The organism is Venatorbacter sp. C2-1, assembly GCF_022832715.1.
Lineage (GTDB): Bacteria > Pseudomonadota > Gammaproteobacteria > Pseudomonadales > Oceanobacteraceae > Venatoribacter > Venatoribacter alkanivorans.
The window spans coordinates 2,091,990-2,107,967 of record NZ_CP094879.1 but is presented as its reverse complement, the minus strand read 5'-3'; the positions used below and the strand labels follow the sequence as shown (position 1 = coordinate 2,107,967).

At 55.0% G+C, this 15,978-nt stretch carries 13 protein-coding genes; 2 read left to right on the top strand and 11 right to left on the bottom strand.

Going from position 1 to position 15,978, the window contains the following annotated elements:
• Positions 1 to 96: 96 nt before the first annotated feature.
• The 4 genes from acnD to MT343_RS09245 form a co-directional block, all read right to left on the bottom strand.
• Complete coding sequence (gene acnD, locus MT343_RS09260) at positions 97 to 2,706, bottom strand: Fe/S-dependent 2-methylisocitrate dehydratase AcnD (protein WP_145469066.1); 2,610 nt, start codon at positions 2,704 to 2,706, stop codon at positions 97 to 99.
• A gap of 84 nt (positions 2,707 to 2,790) precedes the next feature.
• Positions 2,791 to 3,918 (bottom strand): bifunctional 2-methylcitrate synthase/citrate synthase, encoded by a 1,128-nt coding sequence (gene prpC, locus MT343_RS09255; protein WP_145468789.1) that lies wholly within the window; start codon positions 3,916 to 3,918, stop codon positions 2,791 to 2,793.
• Between the two features lie 97 nt (positions 3,919 to 4,015).
• On the bottom strand, positions 4,016 to 4,894 hold the full coding sequence (prpB, locus tag MT343_RS09250; protein WP_145468790.1) for a methylisocitrate lyase: 879 nt from the start codon (positions 4,892 to 4,894) through the stop codon (positions 4,016 to 4,018).
• Positions 4,891 to 5,559 (bottom strand): GntR family transcriptional regulator, encoded by a 669-nt coding sequence (locus MT343_RS09245; protein WP_145468791.1) that lies wholly within the window; start codon positions 5,557 to 5,559, stop codon positions 4,891 to 4,893. The genes prpB and MT343_RS09245 overlap by 4 nt, the downstream gene beginning before the upstream one ends.
• Before the next feature lie 192 nt (positions 5,560 to 5,751).
• Here MT343_RS09245 and MT343_RS09240 point away from each other — a divergent pair, with 192 nt between their 5' ends.
• Complete coding sequence (locus MT343_RS09240) at positions 5,752 to 7,035, top strand: FAD-dependent oxidoreductase (protein ID WP_145468792.1); 1,284 nt, start codon at positions 5,752 to 5,754, stop codon at positions 7,033 to 7,035.
• 114 nt (positions 7,036 to 7,149) lie between these two features.
• Here the strand turns inward: MT343_RS09240 and rraA are convergent, their stop codons facing one another.
• Genes rraA through ppsA form a run of 4 tightly spaced genes read right to left on the bottom strand, consistent with a single transcriptional unit; the run spans position 7,150 to position 11,735 of the window.
• Positions 7,150 to 7,641: a ribonuclease E activity regulator RraA gene (rraA, locus tag MT343_RS09235; protein ID WP_145468793.1), complete on the bottom strand. Its 492-nt coding sequence runs from the start codon at positions 7,639 to 7,641 to the stop codon at positions 7,150 to 7,152.
• Between the two features lie 58 nt (positions 7,642 to 7,699).
• Positions 7,700 to 8,392: an NAD(P)H-binding protein gene (locus MT343_RS09230; RefSeq protein ID WP_145468794.1), complete on the bottom strand. Its 693-nt coding sequence runs from the start codon at positions 8,390 to 8,392 to the stop codon at positions 7,700 to 7,702.
• Position 8,393: 1 nt separating this feature from the next.
• Positions 8,394 to 9,365 carry an alpha/beta fold hydrolase gene (locus MT343_RS09225; protein ID WP_145468795.1) on the bottom strand — a complete coding sequence of 324 codons (972 nt, stop codon included), beginning with the start codon at positions 9,363 to 9,365 and terminating at the stop codon, positions 8,394 to 8,396.
• Positions 9,366 to 11,735 carry a phosphoenolpyruvate synthase gene (gene ppsA / locus MT343_RS09220; protein WP_145468796.1) on the bottom strand — a complete coding sequence of 790 codons (2,370 nt, stop codon included), beginning with the start codon at positions 11,733 to 11,735 and terminating at the stop codon, positions 9,366 to 9,368.
• Positions 11,736 to 11,858: 123 nt separating this feature from the next.
• Between ppsA and ppsR the strand changes: the two genes are divergently transcribed.
• A complete protein-coding gene (gene ppsR / locus MT343_RS09215) occupies positions 11,859 to 12,680 on the top strand; it encodes a posphoenolpyruvate synthetase regulatory kinase/phosphorylase PpsR (protein WP_145468797.1) in 822 nt (273 codons plus the stop codon).
• 15 nt (positions 12,681 to 12,695) lie between these two features.
• Here the strand turns inward: ppsR and MT343_RS09210 are convergent, their stop codons facing one another.
• Genes MT343_RS09210 through MT343_RS09200 form a run of 3 tightly spaced genes read right to left on the bottom strand, consistent with a single transcriptional unit; the run spans position 12,696 to position 15,965 of the window.
• Complete coding sequence (locus tag MT343_RS09210) at positions 12,696 to 13,544, bottom strand: alpha/beta fold hydrolase (protein WP_145468798.1); 849 nt, start codon at positions 13,542 to 13,544, stop codon at positions 12,696 to 12,698.
• Positions 13,525 to 14,412: a DUF4124 domain-containing protein gene (locus tag MT343_RS09205; RefSeq protein WP_145468799.1), complete on the bottom strand. Its 888-nt coding sequence runs from the start codon at positions 14,410 to 14,412 to the stop codon at positions 13,525 to 13,527. The genes MT343_RS09210 and MT343_RS09205 overlap by 20 nt, the downstream gene beginning before the upstream one ends.
• Positions 14,322 to 15,965 (bottom strand): OmpP1/FadL family transporter, encoded by a 1,644-nt coding sequence (locus tag MT343_RS09200; protein ID WP_145468800.1) that lies wholly within the window; start codon positions 15,963 to 15,965, stop codon positions 14,322 to 14,324. Before MT343_RS09200 ends, MT343_RS09205 begins: the two co-directional genes overlap by 91 nt.
• Positions 15,966 to 15,978: the final 13 nt, after the last annotated feature.

The window sequence follows — 15,978 nt, the reverse complement described above, 5'->3', positions numbered from 1 at the left end:
GGTGGGCAGCGCCCACCCTACTTTGGATTTTTTAAAACGCCGCAAAACGATATATTCTGCGGCGTTTCGGAAGCGCTCACGAGGTAGCCAGCTTCGTTATTCGCCCTGCAGGAAGTCCTGGGCGAATTTCTGCAGTACCCCCCCTGCCTTATAGACTTCCACTTCCGCTGCAGTATCTAAGCGACAGGTCATCGGTACTTCGACCACTTCGCCATTGGCACGGTTAATCACCAGGGTCACATCGCCACGCGGGCTCAGCTCACCTTTTACGTCGTAAGTTTCGGTGCCGTCGAGGCCCAGCGTCTTACGAGTGGTGCCGGCTTTGAATTCCAGCGGCAGCACGCCCATACCAATCAGATTGGTACGGTGAATGCGTTCGAAGCCTTCAGCGGCAATGGCTTCAACACCGGCCAGACGCACACCTTTGGCGGCCCAGTCACGGGAAGAACCCTGACCGTAGTCGGCACCGGCAACGATGATCAGCGGCTGTTTGCGGTTCATGTAGGTTTCAATGGCTTCCCACATACGCATCACTTTGCCTTCCGGCTCAACACGAGCCAGAGAGCCCTGCTTCACCTTGCCCTCTTCGTCACGCACCATTTCGTTCAGCAGTTTCGGGTTGGCGAAGGTTGCACGCTGTGCCGTCAGGTGGTCACCACGGTGAGTTGCGTAAGAGTTAAAGTCCTCTTCCGGCAGACCCATTTTGTGCAGGTACTCGCCCGCTGCACTGTCCATCAGAATGGCGTTGGACGGTGACAGGTGGTCAGTGGTGATGTTGTCTGGCAGCAGTGCCAGTGGACGCATACCTTTCAGCGTGCGTTCGCCCGCCAGAGCGCCTTCCCAGTAAGGAGGACGACGGATGTAAGTCGACATCGGGCGCCAGTCGTACAGCGGGCTGGCGGCTTTCTCTTTGGTACCCAGATCGAACATCGGGATGTAGATCTGACGGAACTGCTCCGGCTTCACGCTTTCTTTAACGATGGCGTCGATTTCTTCATCCGATGGCCAGATATCCTTCAGGCGGATTTCTTTCGCATCTCCGTCCACCTCAACTACAGCCAGCACATCGTTTTCGATATCAAAACGGATAGTACCGGCGATGGCGTAGGCCACGACCAGTGGTGGCGATGCCAGGAACGCCTGCTTGGCGTACGGGTGAATACGGCCATCGAAGTTGCGGTTACCGGACAGTACCGCCGTGGCATACAGATCACGATCGATGATTTCCTGCTGAATCACAGGGTCCAGCGCACCGGACATACCGTTACAGGTAGTACAGGCGAAAGCCACGATACCAAAGCCCAGTTTTTCCAGTTCCGGCAGCAGACCTGAGTCTTTGAGGTACAGCTCGGCCACTTTGGAGCCCGGCGCGAAGGATGATTTCACCCATGGCTTGCGGATCAGGCCCAGCTCGTTGGCTTTTTTCGCCAGCAGACCGGCCGCGACCACGTTACGCGGGTTAGAAGTATTGGTACAGGACGTAATCGCCGCGATGATCACCGCGCCATCCGGCATCAGACCTTCGGCTTCCTGTGCTTTGGCAGCCTCCAGATTACCGGCAATGCCTTTGGCGGCCAGATCTTTGGTGGCAACGCGCGCATGCGGGTTAGACGGGCCCGCCATGTTACGGCCAACGGCAGACAGATCGAAGCTCAGCACGCGCTCGTATTCAGCCGTGGCCAGCGCATCCGCCCACAGGCCGGTTTCTTTGGCATACTGTTCTACCAGGGCCACCTGCTCTGGCTCACGACCGGTCAGCTTCAGGTAGTCGATGGTCTGTTCATCAATGGAGAACATCGCCGCAGTCGCACCGTATTCCGGTGTCATGTTGGAAATGGTCGCACGGTCACCGATGGACAGGCTGCGCGCACCTTCGCCGAAGAACTCCACATAAGCGCCAACTACGCGCTCTTTACGCAGGAATTCAGTCAGAGCCAGTACGATATCGGTGGCAGTAATGCCAGGCTGGCGCTTGCCGGTCAGCTCAACACCCACGATGTCAGGCAGACGCATCATGGATGGGTGGCCCAGCATCACAGTTTCGGCTTCCAGACCGCCCACGCCCACAGAGATAACGCCAAGTGCATCCACGTGCGGGGTGTGAGAATCGGTACCGACACAGGTGTCCGGGTAGGCCACACCGTTCTGCGCCTGCACCACCGGAGACATCTTCTCCAGGTTGATCTGGTGCATGATGCCATTACCGGCCGGAATCACGTCGACGTTATCGAACGCGGTCTTGGTCCAGTTAATAAAGTGGAAACGATCTTCGTTACGGCGCTCTTCGATATCGCGGTTTTTCTGGAAGGCATCCGGATCGAAACCACCGCATTCAACGGCCAGCGAGTGGTCAACGATCAGCTGAGTCTGTACCACCGGATTGACTTTGGACGGGTCACCGCCTTTGTCAGCAATGGCGTCACGCAGACCGGCCAGATCCACCAGAGCGGTCTGACCAAGAATGTCATGGCACACCACGCGCGCCGGATACCACGGAAAATCCAGATCACGCTTACGCTCGATCAGCTGCTTCAGGGCATCAGTCAGCAGTTCAGGCTCACAGCGGCGCACCAGCTGTTCGGCCAGAATACGGGAGGTATAAGGCAGAGTGGCATAAGCACCCGGCTTGATCGCATCGACAGCGGCGCGGGTATCGAAATAGTCAAGACCCGTGCCAGCCAGTGATTTACGGTATTCAGTATTCATGTTCTCTCTCACAAAGCGCTCGTAGGAGTGCTCAAAAATTCGTTTAAACAAAAAGCGCACCGGCTGAGCGGTGCGCTGAATGGTTTAACGCTCGCCGATTGGCGGTACCACACGGTTGGCTTCGCCGGTGTATTCTGCGCTCGGGCGGATAATACGGTTGTCCGCACGCTGTTCCATCACGTGAGCGGCCCAGCCGGTCAGGCGGGAGCAGACGAAAATCGGGGTGAACAGCTTGGTTGGAATGCCCATGTAGTTGTAGGCCGAGGCGTGGAAGAAGTCGGCGTTACAGAACAGTTTCTTCTCGCGCCACATCACCGCTTCACAACGCACGGAAATGTCGTACAGATTGGTATCACCGTTTTCACCGGCCAGTTTTTCAGACCAGATTTTGATGATGGCGTTACGCGGATCGGATTCACGGTAGATGGCATGACCAAAGCCCATGATCTTCTCTTTGCGCTCCAGCATCCCCATCAGTTTCTGTTCTGCATCTTCCGGGTCTTTCATGCCTTCGATCAGTTCCATCGCCGCTTCGTTAGCACCGCCGTGCAGCGGGCCACGCAGAGAGCCGATGGCGCCGGTCACGCAGGAGTGCATATCGCTCAGGGTTGAGGCACACACGCGGGCGGTGAAGGTAGACGCGTTGAATTCGTGCTCGGCGTACAACACCAGAGACGCGTGCATCACGCGGGTGTGCAGCTCAGACGGCTTCTTGTTATGCAGGGTCCACAGGAACTGTTCGGCAATGGAATCGGCACCGGTGTTTTCATCGATGCGGATGCCGTTGTGGCTGAAGTTGTACCAGTAGTTGATCATGCCCGGGAACACCGCCAGCATACGGTCGGTGGCATCCTGCTGCTGATCAAAGCTTTCTTCGGTTTCCAGGTTGCCCAGCATAGAGCAGCCAGTGCGCATCACATCCATCGGGTGCGCAGAAGCCGGAATACGCTCCAGCACTTCTTTCAGCGCCTGCGGCAGAGTGCGCAGACCTTTCAGTTTGGTTTTGTAAGCATCCAGTTCAGCCTGATTCGGCAGTTTGCCCTTCAGGATCAGGTGCGCAACTTCTTCAAACTGGCAATTGTCGGCCAGATCTTTTACGTCGTAACCACGGTAGGTCAGACCGGAGCCTTCTTTACCTACGGTGGACAGTGCGGTTTTACCAGCTACCTGACCACGCAGGCCGGCGCCACTCAGTTCTTTTGCTGCTGCCATTGTTATTTCCCCTTAGCAGAGCGCCGGACGTCAGACGTCAGACGCGGATGTTCATCTGGTTGCGACGGACTCTGAGCCCGCCCGACGGGTGGATGTATTACTTGTTTTTACCTTCTGCGAATAACGCATCCAGCTTCTGCTCAAAATCGTGATAGTTCAGGTAATCATACAGCTCCATACGGGTTTGCATGATATCGACCACCTTGCGCTGGTCACCCTCTGCCAGGATGCTTTTATACACGGTTTCTGCGGCTTTGTTCATCGCACGGAAAGCGCTCAGCGGGTACAGCACCATGGCCGCGCCCCACTCACCCAGCTGTTCACGGTTCCACAGTTCGGTCTGGCCAAATTCGGTGATATTTGCCAGCAGTGGTACATCCAATGCTGCAGAGAATTTACGGTAGTCATCTTCGGTTTTGATTGCTTCGGCGAAAATACCATCAGCACCGGCTGCCACACAGGCCTGAGCACGTTCGATAGCGGCATCCAGACCTTCCTGCGCGAACGCATCGGTACGGGCCATGATAAAGAAGCTGTCGTCGTTACGGGCATCGACACAGGCTTTGATACGGTCAACCATTTCTGCCTGAGAGACGATTTCTTTGTTCGGACGGTGACCACAGCGCTTCTGCATCACCTGATCTTCAATATGCACGGCTGCGGCGCCGGCTTTTTCCATCTGCTGGATGGTACGGGCAATGTTAAACGCACCGCCCCAGCCGGTGTCGATATCCACCAGTAATGGCAGGCTGCTGGCGGAGGTGATGCGACGCACGTCTTCCACCACGTCATTGAGCGAGGTCATACCCAGATCCGGCAGACCGTAAGAGGCGTTTGCCACACCGCCACCCGACAGATAAATGGCCTGATGACCAATACGCTCCGCCATCATCGCCGCGTAAGCGTTAATGGTGCCGACAATTTGCAGCGGTTTGTTATCCGCCAGTGCTTTACGGAATTTCTGACCTGGAGTCATGAGTGACCCTCCTCTTCAGCTAAACGATTTTCCAGATTGGTCAGCGATGCCTGGATATGACGTCGCATCAGTAATTCAGCCAGTTCGGCATCACGCGCCGAAATAGCCTCAACAATTCGTTGGTGTTCCTGCAGAGCCTGCAGTGGGCGCTTGGCGCTGGTACTGGTCTGGTAGCGGTACATACGCACGATGTGGTACAGCTCGCCGCACAACATCTGATGTAAACGGTGATTCTGACTGCCTTTGATGATGCGGTAATGGAAATCGAGATCACCGGCTTTCTGGTAATAGGCCTGCCCCTGCTCAGCCGCAATGGAGGCTTCATGCTCCTGCAGCAGGCCGTACAGTTCCTGAATCTCGTCATCGCTCATGCGAAGGGCCGCCAGACGGCAGGCCATGCTTTCCAGCTCAAGACGCACTTCGTAGATATCCCGCAGCTCGGCCAGACTCAGCGATACCACACGGGCACCGGCATGGGGAATGCGCACCACCAGATGACGGGCTTCAAGCTTCTGAATGGCTTCGCGCATCGGCGCGCGACTGCCACCATAACGCTCAACCAGGGTCTGCTCCGACAATTTGGTGCCCGGACGCAACTCACCACGCACAATGGCGGTAGTCAGTTCCGCGAACACTTTGTCGGCCAGCGTTTGGTTATCATTCATCAGCTTTGTCTACAATACTCTTTAAGTTTGGCTAGGTTACGCCGATAAAATCATATTTCAAGCGAATTAAGACTAAGATTGTATACAATCAGCGAGAGCAGCCAATAAAACAGCAAAGTTGACAGCGCAAACTCTGGGATCTGCCCAGGCTTTGCGCTAACCTCGGCGCAGATTTCACAGGAAAGTGCCTTCATGCCTGCTCAACCCGCCGCCCCATCCACTCCCATTAATCGCCAGCGTATCGCCATTATTGGCTCCGGCATTGCCGGCCTGAGCGCCGCCTGGCTGCTGAGTCGCGACCACGACGTCACGCTCTATGAACGCGCCGCGAAGCCGGGTATGGGCATCTACAGCGTAGACATTCCCTGGGCTGACAAAAGCACATCCATTGATATTCCTCTGCGGGTTTTCACTCCGGCTTACTATCCCAGCCTGCTGCGCCTATACCGCGATGCCGGCGTGCGTACTGAAACCACCGACCATGCCGCCGCTTATGCCGATGCCGATAACCGCCTGTTTTTTCATTACGGCAACCTGCAGCTGGGCAAGCGCAGCCTGAGCTTCCCCAAGTTGCTGAACGGCCCATTGCTCGCCCAGCACCTCAACCTGTTCAACACCCTGCAGCAACATAAACACAGTCCGGATACGGATCAGCAGAGCTTCGGTAGTTTTCTGCAGCAGCACAGCCTCGACAACGATTACTGCCGCCAGATATTGCTGCCGGCACTGGCGACCGTGTGCACCTGTGACTACGACGACGTACTGGCCTACCCGGCGGACATTCTGATCAACTACCTGACCTGCGGTGTAATGAAAGACGGCCTGATGCGCGCCAGTGGCGGCGTCGATGAGGTGGTCGCACAACTGCTGGAAAGCAACGTCAGCCTGCGTACCGCAACGGCCATTGACCATATAGAAGAAGACAATCACGGCGTGCGCGTCTGCAGCGGCGCACAAACCGCTGTGTTTGATCGCGTGGTTATTGCCACCCAGCCGCATCACGCCAGCCAGATTCTGAGCAAACTGCCCAGCGCCCAGTCACGCTGCCAGCAGCTGCAGCAGATCCCGGTGGTTGAATCGCGCATGCAGCTGCACACCGATACCTCACTGCTGCCTGCCAGCCTGATGCCGCTGGCGCCGGTCAGTTATTTCTTACCGGGTGACGAGAATCGCCCGGAAGCCACCGTCGATCTGGCCAAAGCCATTGGTCATCTGCGCAACGGCCCGGCCATTCTGCAGGTGTGGAACCCGCTGCGTGCGGCCAATCCGTCAAGTGTGCTCGCCGATGTTACTTTCAGCCGGCCACTGGTAACCCTGCAGAGCCGTCAGGCGGTACGCGAGCTGCGCCGCCAGGACGCCAGTCAGCGTATTTTGCTGACCGGCTCTTATCTGTGTGATGGCATTCCGTTGCTCGACGGTGCCGTTGAAAGCTCCCTGCGCGTAGCGCACCTGATTGGCAGTTCACGCGCCTGGTAGATCACGCACTTGATAGCTTTTTTAGGTGTCCTTATTTCAGGACAGGTCAGCAGACACAAAAAAGCCGGCGCAATGCCGGCTTTTTATTCGCACCCAGATGCGTATAAGACAGCCTTACTCCGGCATGCTCAGCGCCTGGGGAGACACGATAATGCCGTTGTTGTCGGCATACACGAAGTGACCCGGTACAAATTCAACACCACCGAATTTAACGGTAACGTTCACATCACCCAGACCGCGCTTGTCGGTTTTCAGCGGGTGAGTGGCCAGCGCCTGAACGCCCAGATCAGTCTGCATGATCACGTCGACGTCACGGATGCAACCGTAAACGATGATACCTTCCCAACCGTTTTTCGCCGCTTTTTCAGCCAGCATATCGCCCAGCAGCGCGTGACGCATGGAGGCGCCGCCGTCCACAACCATCACTTTGCCTTTGCCGTCGGTATCAACCAGCTCTTTGACTTTGGAGTTATCTTCAAAGCACTTAACGGTAACGATTTCGCCACCAAAAGATTCGTTGCCACCGTAGTTGTTGAACATTGGCTCAACCACCTGAATCAGTTCAGGGTAGGCATCGCACAGATCCGGAGTTACGTACTGAGTCATTTCTTTGTCCTTACTTGTGATGGAGGATAATAAAATTCTGTTGCCTGCCTAAGCCTGTTCAGACTCTGGCCAGACGTTTAATGTCACGCACGCGATAGCGCATAACGGATGATTCGGGGCCGGATTCAGGTTCAATCTCAGAGCCAGATTCAGACACTGAAGCCGCCGCAATCATGGCGCGGGCAATACGTTCACCGGCCAGTGCCTGTACATTGCCAAACAGCGGCAGGCGTAATATCCAGCCACTCAGGTGCTCGGCCAGACGAAACTCGTCGCGCTCGCCCAGCAACAGCGACGGCTGCCAGATCTGCAGCCGGGGCAGATTCATCTGCTCCAGCGCCTGCTCCATATCGCCTTTGACGCGGTTATAGAAAAATGGCGAACGGCGGTTGGCGCCCAGCGCACTGACCACCGACACCAGCTCAGCGCCCTGCTGCTTAGCCCAGGCCGCACAGTCAACAACCAGCTGATAATCCACCTGACGCAACCCGGCTTTACCGGCCTTGGCCTGGGTCGTACCCAGCGCGCAGAACATCAGATCAACGGGCTGCTGGCTGGCAAACAGCTCATCATAAGTCAGCACCTGGATGCGCTTATCTGCCGCCAGTTGCGGATATGCCCTGCGCCATTGTTGTGGCTGACGCACAGGCAACACTATGTGCCCGGCCCAATCGCTCAGCAGCAGATTGTCCAGCAAGGCACGGCCAATCAGCCCGGTACCGCCAGCCAGCAACAGGCGCCGTGTGCCCATCTCAGGCGCCAGCCTGTTGGCCAAGCTGACTCAGCCAGCGCTGAATACGCGGCCAGACCTCGGCCGCCGCCTCTTTGCTGACCACCATATCGACATGGCCGTAATCGCGACTGAAACCTTCAGCTTTGCCCAGCAGCAGATTGTCTTTCTGCGCACCGCCATACAGGGAGGCAAAGCGCAGACAAGCTTTCGCCGGGTCGGATTTATCCGCCGCTGCGGCAACCGCCAGCAACGGCAAATCAGCCCCCTGCTTCCAGGCTGGCAGCAGCCTGAGCTTTTCACTGCGGATCTGCCAGCGGCCAAACAGGCTGTGACGCGCCAGATATTCATTCACCAGACCAGCTGGCTCATTTTCCGGGCCGATGCCCAGCTTACGGCCATCCAGCTCGGCTTTGCTTTTTACCAGCATGCGCAGCACCAGACTGGTCAGTGGCAACCACAGGTACCAGGGCCGACGCACCACCTGAGTGCCCAGCAGAACCATGGCGCGACTGTTCTCGGCATGCAGGCGACCGGCAGCCACGCTGCTGGAAATAATCACACCGCCCAGCGAATGACCGATCCAGACCGGCTTATGCCCGCTCTGCTCCTGCACAAAATCGTTCACCGCCGGAATATCGCTGAGCACATAACGCTCCAGCGTATTGCGTACATAATCGTGATTGCGCGGTGACAGGCCATGACCTCGCTGCTCCATCAGCCAGACATCAAACCCCTGCTCGAGCAGATAGCGCGCCAGTCCTTCGCCCTTATCGGACAGCCAGAAGCCGCGATTGGTGAAACTGCCGTGCAGCAGAATCAGTGGCTGGCCACTGTGTCCGCCACGGGAGCGCAGGCCAAGATGCGAAACCGCGATCTGGACGCTGCGGTCCGGATCGCGGTTGTGTTTTACCAGATAAACGTCTTCGGTGAGATCGCCCAGAACATCCGCTCTGAGCAGGCTCACCGGAAATAATTCACTGCTGCTTTTCATTCAGGAATTTTTGTCCGCCAGGAAGAACCAGGTATCCAGCACGGAATCCGGGTTCAGCGACACGCTGTCGATACCGTGTTCCATCAGCCACTTGGCAAAGTCCGGATGATCCGATGGCCCCTGACCACAGATACCGATGTATTTACCGGCTTTCTTACAGGCGTTAATGGCATTTTCCAGCAGTGCCAGAATGGCTTCGTTACGCTCATCGAACAGGTGCGCAATGATGCCGGAGTCACGATCCAGACCCAGGGTTAACTGAGTAAGGTCGTTGGAGCCGACGGAGAAACCATCAAAGAATTCAAGGAACTGCTCAGCCAGAATGGCGTTGGCTGGCAGCTCGCACATCATGATCAGCTTCAGATCATTTTCACCGCGCTTCAGGCCATTTTCTTCCAGCAGGTTAACAACCTGCTCGGCTTCGCCCACGGTGCGCACAAAGGGCACCATGATCTCGACATTGGTGAAGCCCATTTCGTTACGGACTTTTTTCATCGCCCGGCACTCAAGCTCGAAACAGTCACGGAAGTTTTTCGAGATGTAGCGCGATGCACCACGGAAGCCCAGCATCGGGTTTTCTTCTTCCGGCTCGTACAGGCGGCCGCCAATCAGGTTGGCGTATTCGTTGGATTTGAAGTCAGACAGACGCACGATCACGCGCTTAGGCCAGAATGCCGCCGCCAGCGTTGAAATACCTTCCACCAGTTTTTCGACGTAGAAATCTACCGGGCCGGCATAACCGGAAATGCGGCGTTCTACGGTAGGCTTCACTTCTTCCGGCAGATTGTCGAAATTCAGCAAGGCTTTCGGGTGCACACCGATCATACGGTTAATAATAAATTCGAGACGCGCCAGACCCACACCGGCATTCGGCAGGCCCTGGAAGTCGAAGGCACGATCCGGGTTACCGACGTTCATCATGATCTTGAATGGCAAATCCGGCATCTGATCGACGCTGTTGGTGCGGATATCAAAATCCAGTGCGCCTTCGTAAACAAAGCCGGTGTCACCTTCCGCACAGGAAACGGTAACATCCTGGCCATCCTGCAGCTTAGAGGTGGCATCTTCACAGCCAACCACCGCCGGAATACCCAGTTCGCGCGCAATGATCGCGGCGTGACAGGTGCGGCCACCACGGTTGGTTACGATAGCCGCCGAGCGTTTCATTACCGGTTCCCAGTCCGGGTCGGTCATATCGGCAACCAGCACATCACCTTCCTGCACCTGATCCATCTGATCGATGCTTTTAATGACGCGTACTTTACCTTTACCGATGCGGTGGCCAATGGAACGGCCTTCAACCAGCACGCTGCCGGTTTCTTTCAGCAGGTAACGCTCCATCACGTTTTTGCTGGCGCGGCTCTTCACGGTTTCAGGACGGGCCTGAACGATGTAGAGCTGCTGGTCATCGCCATCTTTGGCCCATTCGATATCCATCGGACGGCCGTAGTGCTTTTCAATAATCATTGCCTGACGGGCAAGATTTTCGACTTCGGCGTCGGTTACCGAAAAGACCTGGCGCAGCTCACGGTCAACACGCTGGGTTTCTACCGACTTACCAACGGCGGCTTCTTTGTTGTACACCATCTTAATGGCTTTAGCGCCCAGGTTGCGGCGCAGAATTGCCGGACGTCCGGCCGCCAGATTGTTTTTGTGAACGTAGAATTCATCCGGGTTAACTGCACCCTGCACCACGGTTTCGCCCAGGCCATAGGACGAGGTGACAAACACCACCTGATCGAAGCCGGATTCTGTATCCAGGGTAAACATCACACCGCTGGAGGCTGTCTCAGAGCGCACCATGCGCTGAATGCCGGCCGACAATGCCACCTTGTGGTGGTCGAAGCCCTGATGGTCACGGTAGGCAATTGCGCGGTCATTAAATAAAGAGGCAAATACGTCGCGGATGGCATGCAGGACGTTATCAATACCGACGATATTCAGGTGGGTTTCCTGCTGACCGGCAAAGGATGCATCGGGTAAATCTTCTGCGGTTGCGGAAGAACGCACGGCAACCGCCATGGACTCATTGCCTTCCTGCAGCTTGGCGAAAGCAGTACGCACATCGGCTTCAAGCTGCGGCGGCAGTGGTGCGTCCAGAATCCAGTTGCGGATTTTGGCGCCGGTTTCGGTCAGGGCGCGGATATCATCGACGTTCAGATCATCCAGCGCCTGCTGAATGCGGCTGTCGAGACCTTCGTAACTTAAGAATTCGCGGTAGGCGTCGGCGGTGGTGGCGAAGCCGTTGGGCACGGAAACTCCGGCGCTGGTCAGGTTGCTGATCATTTCACCGAGCGAGGCATTTTTACCACCTACCCGCTCGACATCGCCCATGGATACCTGATCAAACCAGAGTACGTAATCTGTCAACGTCTTTCTCCTGTAATGTCCAACGCCTGTGTTCTGTCTCGCCACACAGGACATAATCACCTAAAATCGCCTGCTGCGGCGAACGGCTGCGTAATACTAAGGGCAGAGGGAACAAATTTCCACATGAAGCGAACCGCCTATTTTATCTCCGACGGCACCGGCATTACCGCCGAAACGCTGGGCAACAGTCTGTTGGCTCAGTTTGAAGCCATTGAATTTGAACGCATCACCCTGCCGTATATCGATTCAATCGAGAAGGCTGAGAAAGCCGTAGCCAAGATTAACCTGGCAGCGGAAAACAGCGGCGCTCCGGCCATTGTGTTCGACACCATTGTCGATAAAAAAATACGCACTATTATCGACTCAGCCAACGCCCTGAAGATCGATATTTTTGCCGCCTTCCTCGCACCACTGGAAGCGGAACTGCAGGTTGAATCCTCCTACAGTGTGGGTAAATCTCACTCACCCACAACCAGCACCAGCTATCTGGCGCGCATCGATGCGGTAAACTTTGCCCTGGATAACGACGACGGCGCCCGCACCCGCCAATATGCCGAAGCCGACATTATTCTGGTGGGCGTATCCCGCTCCGGAAAAACGCCAACCTGCCTGTATCTGGCGATGCAGTTTGGCATTAAAGCGGCAAACTATCCGCTGACCGAAGAAGATATGGCCGACCTGAAATTGCCCAACAGCCTGGAACAACACCGCCACAAACTGTTTGGCCTGACCATCGACCCGGACCGGCTGGCCGCCATCCGCAATGAACGCCGCGCCAACAGCCGTTACGCGTCACTTAAGCAGTGCTATCACGAAATTGATGAAGTTGAGATGCTGTATCAGCGCGAGCAGATTCCGTTCCTGAGCACCACCGACCGTTCAATCGAGGAAATTTCGACCCGCATCATGGCCGAAACAGGTCTGCAGCGTCGCCTGCAGAGCTAAGCAAAATATGCGTCGTCAGCCCCGCTGGCGACGCTCATTCATGACCTTGGCAATGGTGCGCGGCTTGGTAAACACCAGGCTGTGATCAGCGTTATCCACCACATGGCATTGCCAGTCGGCACTTTGCTCTGCCAGCAAACGATGACGGCCAAGCATGGTCGCATGGCTCAATCCACCGACAAAACTGATGCCCGGCCAGGGTGCGATCCAGCCCGCGTAAGTTGCACAGTCGTCCAGCAACATCTGACTGACCGCACGCAATGCCTGAGCAAAGCCCTGAGCATTTTCCTGTAAGCGCGCAATCGTCAGCCGGTCAACTTTGTCATTTCGCGTACGCTGCGGAGAGACTGATTCGAGAAAAGTGAAATAGGCATCCGCATCCTGCGGATTCTGTTCAACCCGGTCGGCAACGGTCAGATAATCATCCGCTTTCTGCCGTATTTTGCCGCAGTCAGCCGAAAACAGCATCGCCGGCTCCAGCAAAAAACATAAGCATCGCGAACCATATTGCTGCAAATAACGCACGGCAACCATGCCGCCAAAGGAATAGCCGGCGATATCAAATTCCGTCCAGTCGAGCGCTTCACATAACTCGCGGATCTGAAGCACATAGTCACTCAGACGCGGCGGGGTATCCGCGAGAAACCGGGAACGCCCCATACCGGCAAAGTCCGGTATTAGAATCTCATCCCATTCGTGGAGGTAATTCGCCACATAGGTCCAGGTCACTTCGCCCGGCACACCGGCGCCGTGAAGCAACAATAAACGGCGTGGCGCAGAAGTTTCGCGTAAAGACGGGTACTGAAGCAGGAGCGCATGTTGCTCGCAGCCTGAAGTACGGCAATTAATCTGATGTTTTTCCATGCATCCATTCTACCTGCAGCGAAGCGGAAGCTGGCACGGATTCAGGAAAATAAATAATGAATGCGGAAACTTCAGCATCAAGAATACTGACCAGACTTTCCCGGCAAGCCTCAGAACGCCAGGTAGACAGATAACTTTGAGTAATCAGCTGCGGAATAAAATACAACGGCTGAAGCTGCTTATTCAATGCGATAAGCGCAACCGTAGCAGCTCCCTTCTCTGGCTCATCGGTTCCACGCAAATACAGATTCAGCGCGCGGCGTGCGGCACCATTACTGCCTGTCAGGCGAAAATACCATGCAGGCTTATCGCCTGAGCGGGTTTTGAAAGGAACCGACATTTGTGGCTGTGAAAAAACAACCGAATCATATTCCGGAATCGTTTCTTTAAACAGATGAGTATATCGTGCACAGCAACCGGCATCCCTTATCTCAGCGGCTACACGCAGTGGCGGCAGCAGTGAATGATCCGCCGCCTGCAACTGAGTAAGCTCCTCAACCTCGATATTAACCTGAGGAATTTCCTGACTTTGCAGACGCCCCTGCGCATCAATCCAGGTATAAAAAGGAGGATTATCGGCGTTATCTTTTGCCAGTTTTTCCTGAAATTCTTCTTCCGTCAAAAAATCACTTTCCTGCGCATTACTTGCCTGCGGAAGATCTTCAGATTTTTCAGAAGGAGGTTTAATGCTGTTATGGATGCGCCCCTGCTCATCCACCCAGGTGAAATACTCCTGCCCAGCCCCGGCAGGAAATGCCAGAGCCAAACAGAGCAGAATCAGAACTTGGTACGGAAGCTGATACCTGCTGCACCGATGGTCAGCTTGGTGTCTACATCCAGACCCGGATAAGGGTTGGTTACGGTACATGTCAGACAGTTACGGTTAATGGCATCACTTGAATTAGGGTATTCGCCGGTAGACTCAGCATTCTGAGGGTCGGCGAGAATGGTTTCTTTAGACTGCATGAAACTCAGTGACAAATCCACTACCGTATCCAGATCCCACTGATAGCCCATACCCACACTGTATAGTTTTGCGAAGCCCAGAGGCGCCTGAATACTGCGTGCATCATCCGGAATTGAGCTTTTACGCGGCTCATAACCCAAGCGCAGCTTGATACGAGAATTCAGGTCGTACTGCATGCCGAAACCAAAACTCCAGACGCTTTTATAGTTCAGCGGCTGACGTAAAGAAGTATCGCTAACCAATGTCGGCGCCAGGGTTTTAGCGGTACTGAGGAAGCTTACCTGGCGATCAAACTCAAACTCCAGCGCATCCCACTTATCGTAATCAGTCCAGCCGGCATCCATGTTTAACTGGTATTTATCCAGGAAACGTAGTTTAACGCCAGTCTGAAAGTGCTGCGGATACGTCAACTCAGTAGAAACGTGACCACTCTCTTTTTTCACACCGGTTGGTAACGAGAAGATGGCGCCGCCAATCGCACCAATAATGGATGAACGGAAAGTGCGGAAGAAATTAGCAAACTCGTCAGTGTACTCGAGATCATAAGTACCCTTCAGGTGCGAGACAGCTTCACTCTGATAGCCAACACCAAAGGCAACCCAATCAGCCGGCTCCCATAAAAAGCCAAGGTTGAATGATGGAGAGAGACTTTCTTCCGTGATAATTTTCAGTGTACCCACATCTTCATAAGGTCCAACCTTACCACCACAGAGTGTGATCAGTGGCGCCAGAGGATCATTACCTGTTGGATTACCGTCACTATCAAAACAACCAAAGGCTGTCTGTAATTGCTCCAATACACCAATCAGAACACTTGGCGCACGAATATCCTGAACAACCGCAACAGCCTGGTGAGAAAAAAGGAAACTGGCACCGACCGAAAACTCATCGGTTACCTTATAGCCAAAAGAAGGTGACAAATAAGTAAAACGCTGCAAAGCAACCTGTTTGGCCTGATAACGACCCGGGTCGTTATCGTCTTTGGCAAAGCCTGCAGCCATCGGTGCATACACCGCATTGGCAAAGGTAAATTTTGAACCGGGCGGCTGAATGGACACACCGCCGGTCGGCAGTGTCAGTACTGGCAATGTCATTGGCATAAGGCCAATGCCTGGAATATAGGCCGCCGCCGTCGCATGACTTTCAGCACGACCATCACTGCCCAGAATAGGATCTTTACTGATATCCAGAAGCTCCCCATTGGACTGGTAATCATCAGGCAGACTGAATTTTGCTTCCGAAGACAGCAGGATATTCATCAGCTGAATCTGGATCTGCCGGCCTTCAAGCTTGGTAAGACCCGCCGGATTAAAATGAATATCCATAATCCCGACCGGGTCTGCTGTAACAGCATTACCCAGCGACATAGCTTTGGTATCCAGAAACAGGTTTTGAGCCAACTGTGCGCTGGCCAACCCTGGCACCAGAAAAATGAATAGGAAAAGAATGCGCATAATGCTTCGCCGA

What these genes read in the sequence shown, in the direction of transcription:
- acnD (WP_145469066.1), bottom strand. Translation starts at nt 2,706, where the DNA reads ATGAATACTGAATACCGTAAATCACTGGCTGGCACGGGTCTTGACTAT.
- prpB (WP_145468790.1), bottom strand. Translation starts at nt 4,894, where the DNA reads ATGACTCCAGGTCAGAAATTCCGTAAAGCACTGGCGGATAACAAACCG.
- prpC (WP_145468789.1), bottom strand. Translation starts at nt 3,918, where the DNA reads ATGGCAGCAGCAAAAGAACTGAGTGGCGCCGGCCTGCGTGGTCAGGTA.
- MT343_RS09230 (WP_145468794.1), bottom strand. Translation starts at nt 8,392, where the DNA reads ATGGGCACACGGCGCCTGTTGCTGGCTGGCGGTACCGGGCTGATTGGC.
- MT343_RS09240 (WP_145468792.1), top strand. Translation starts at nt 5,752, where the DNA reads ATGCCTGCTCAACCCGCCGCCCCATCCACTCCCATTAATCGCCAGCGT.
- rraA (WP_145468793.1), bottom strand. Translation starts at nt 7,641, where the DNA reads ATGACTCAGTACGTAACTCCGGATCTGTGCGATGCCTACCCTGAACTG.
- MT343_RS09210 (WP_145468798.1), bottom strand. Translation starts at nt 13,544, where the DNA reads ATGGAAAAACATCAGATTAATTGCCGTACTTCAGGCTGCGAGCAACAT.
- MT343_RS09245 (WP_145468791.1), bottom strand. Translation starts at nt 5,559, where the DNA reads ATGAATGATAACCAAACGCTGGCCGACAAAGTGTTCGCGGAACTGACT.
- MT343_RS09200 (WP_145468800.1), bottom strand. Translation starts at nt 15,965, where the DNA reads ATGCGCATTCTTTTCCTATTCATTTTTCTGGTGCCAGGGTTGGCCAGC.
- MT343_RS09205 (WP_145468799.1), bottom strand. Translation starts at nt 14,412, where the DNA reads ATGTACCGTAACCAACCCTTATCCGGGTCTGGATGTAGACACCAAGCT.
- ppsR (WP_145468797.1), top strand. Translation starts at nt 11,859, where the DNA reads ATGAAGCGAACCGCCTATTTTATCTCCGACGGCACCGGCATTACCGCC.
- MT343_RS09225 (WP_145468795.1), bottom strand. Translation starts at nt 9,365, where the DNA reads ATGAAAAGCAGCAGTGAATTATTTCCGGTGAGCCTGCTCAGAGCGGAT.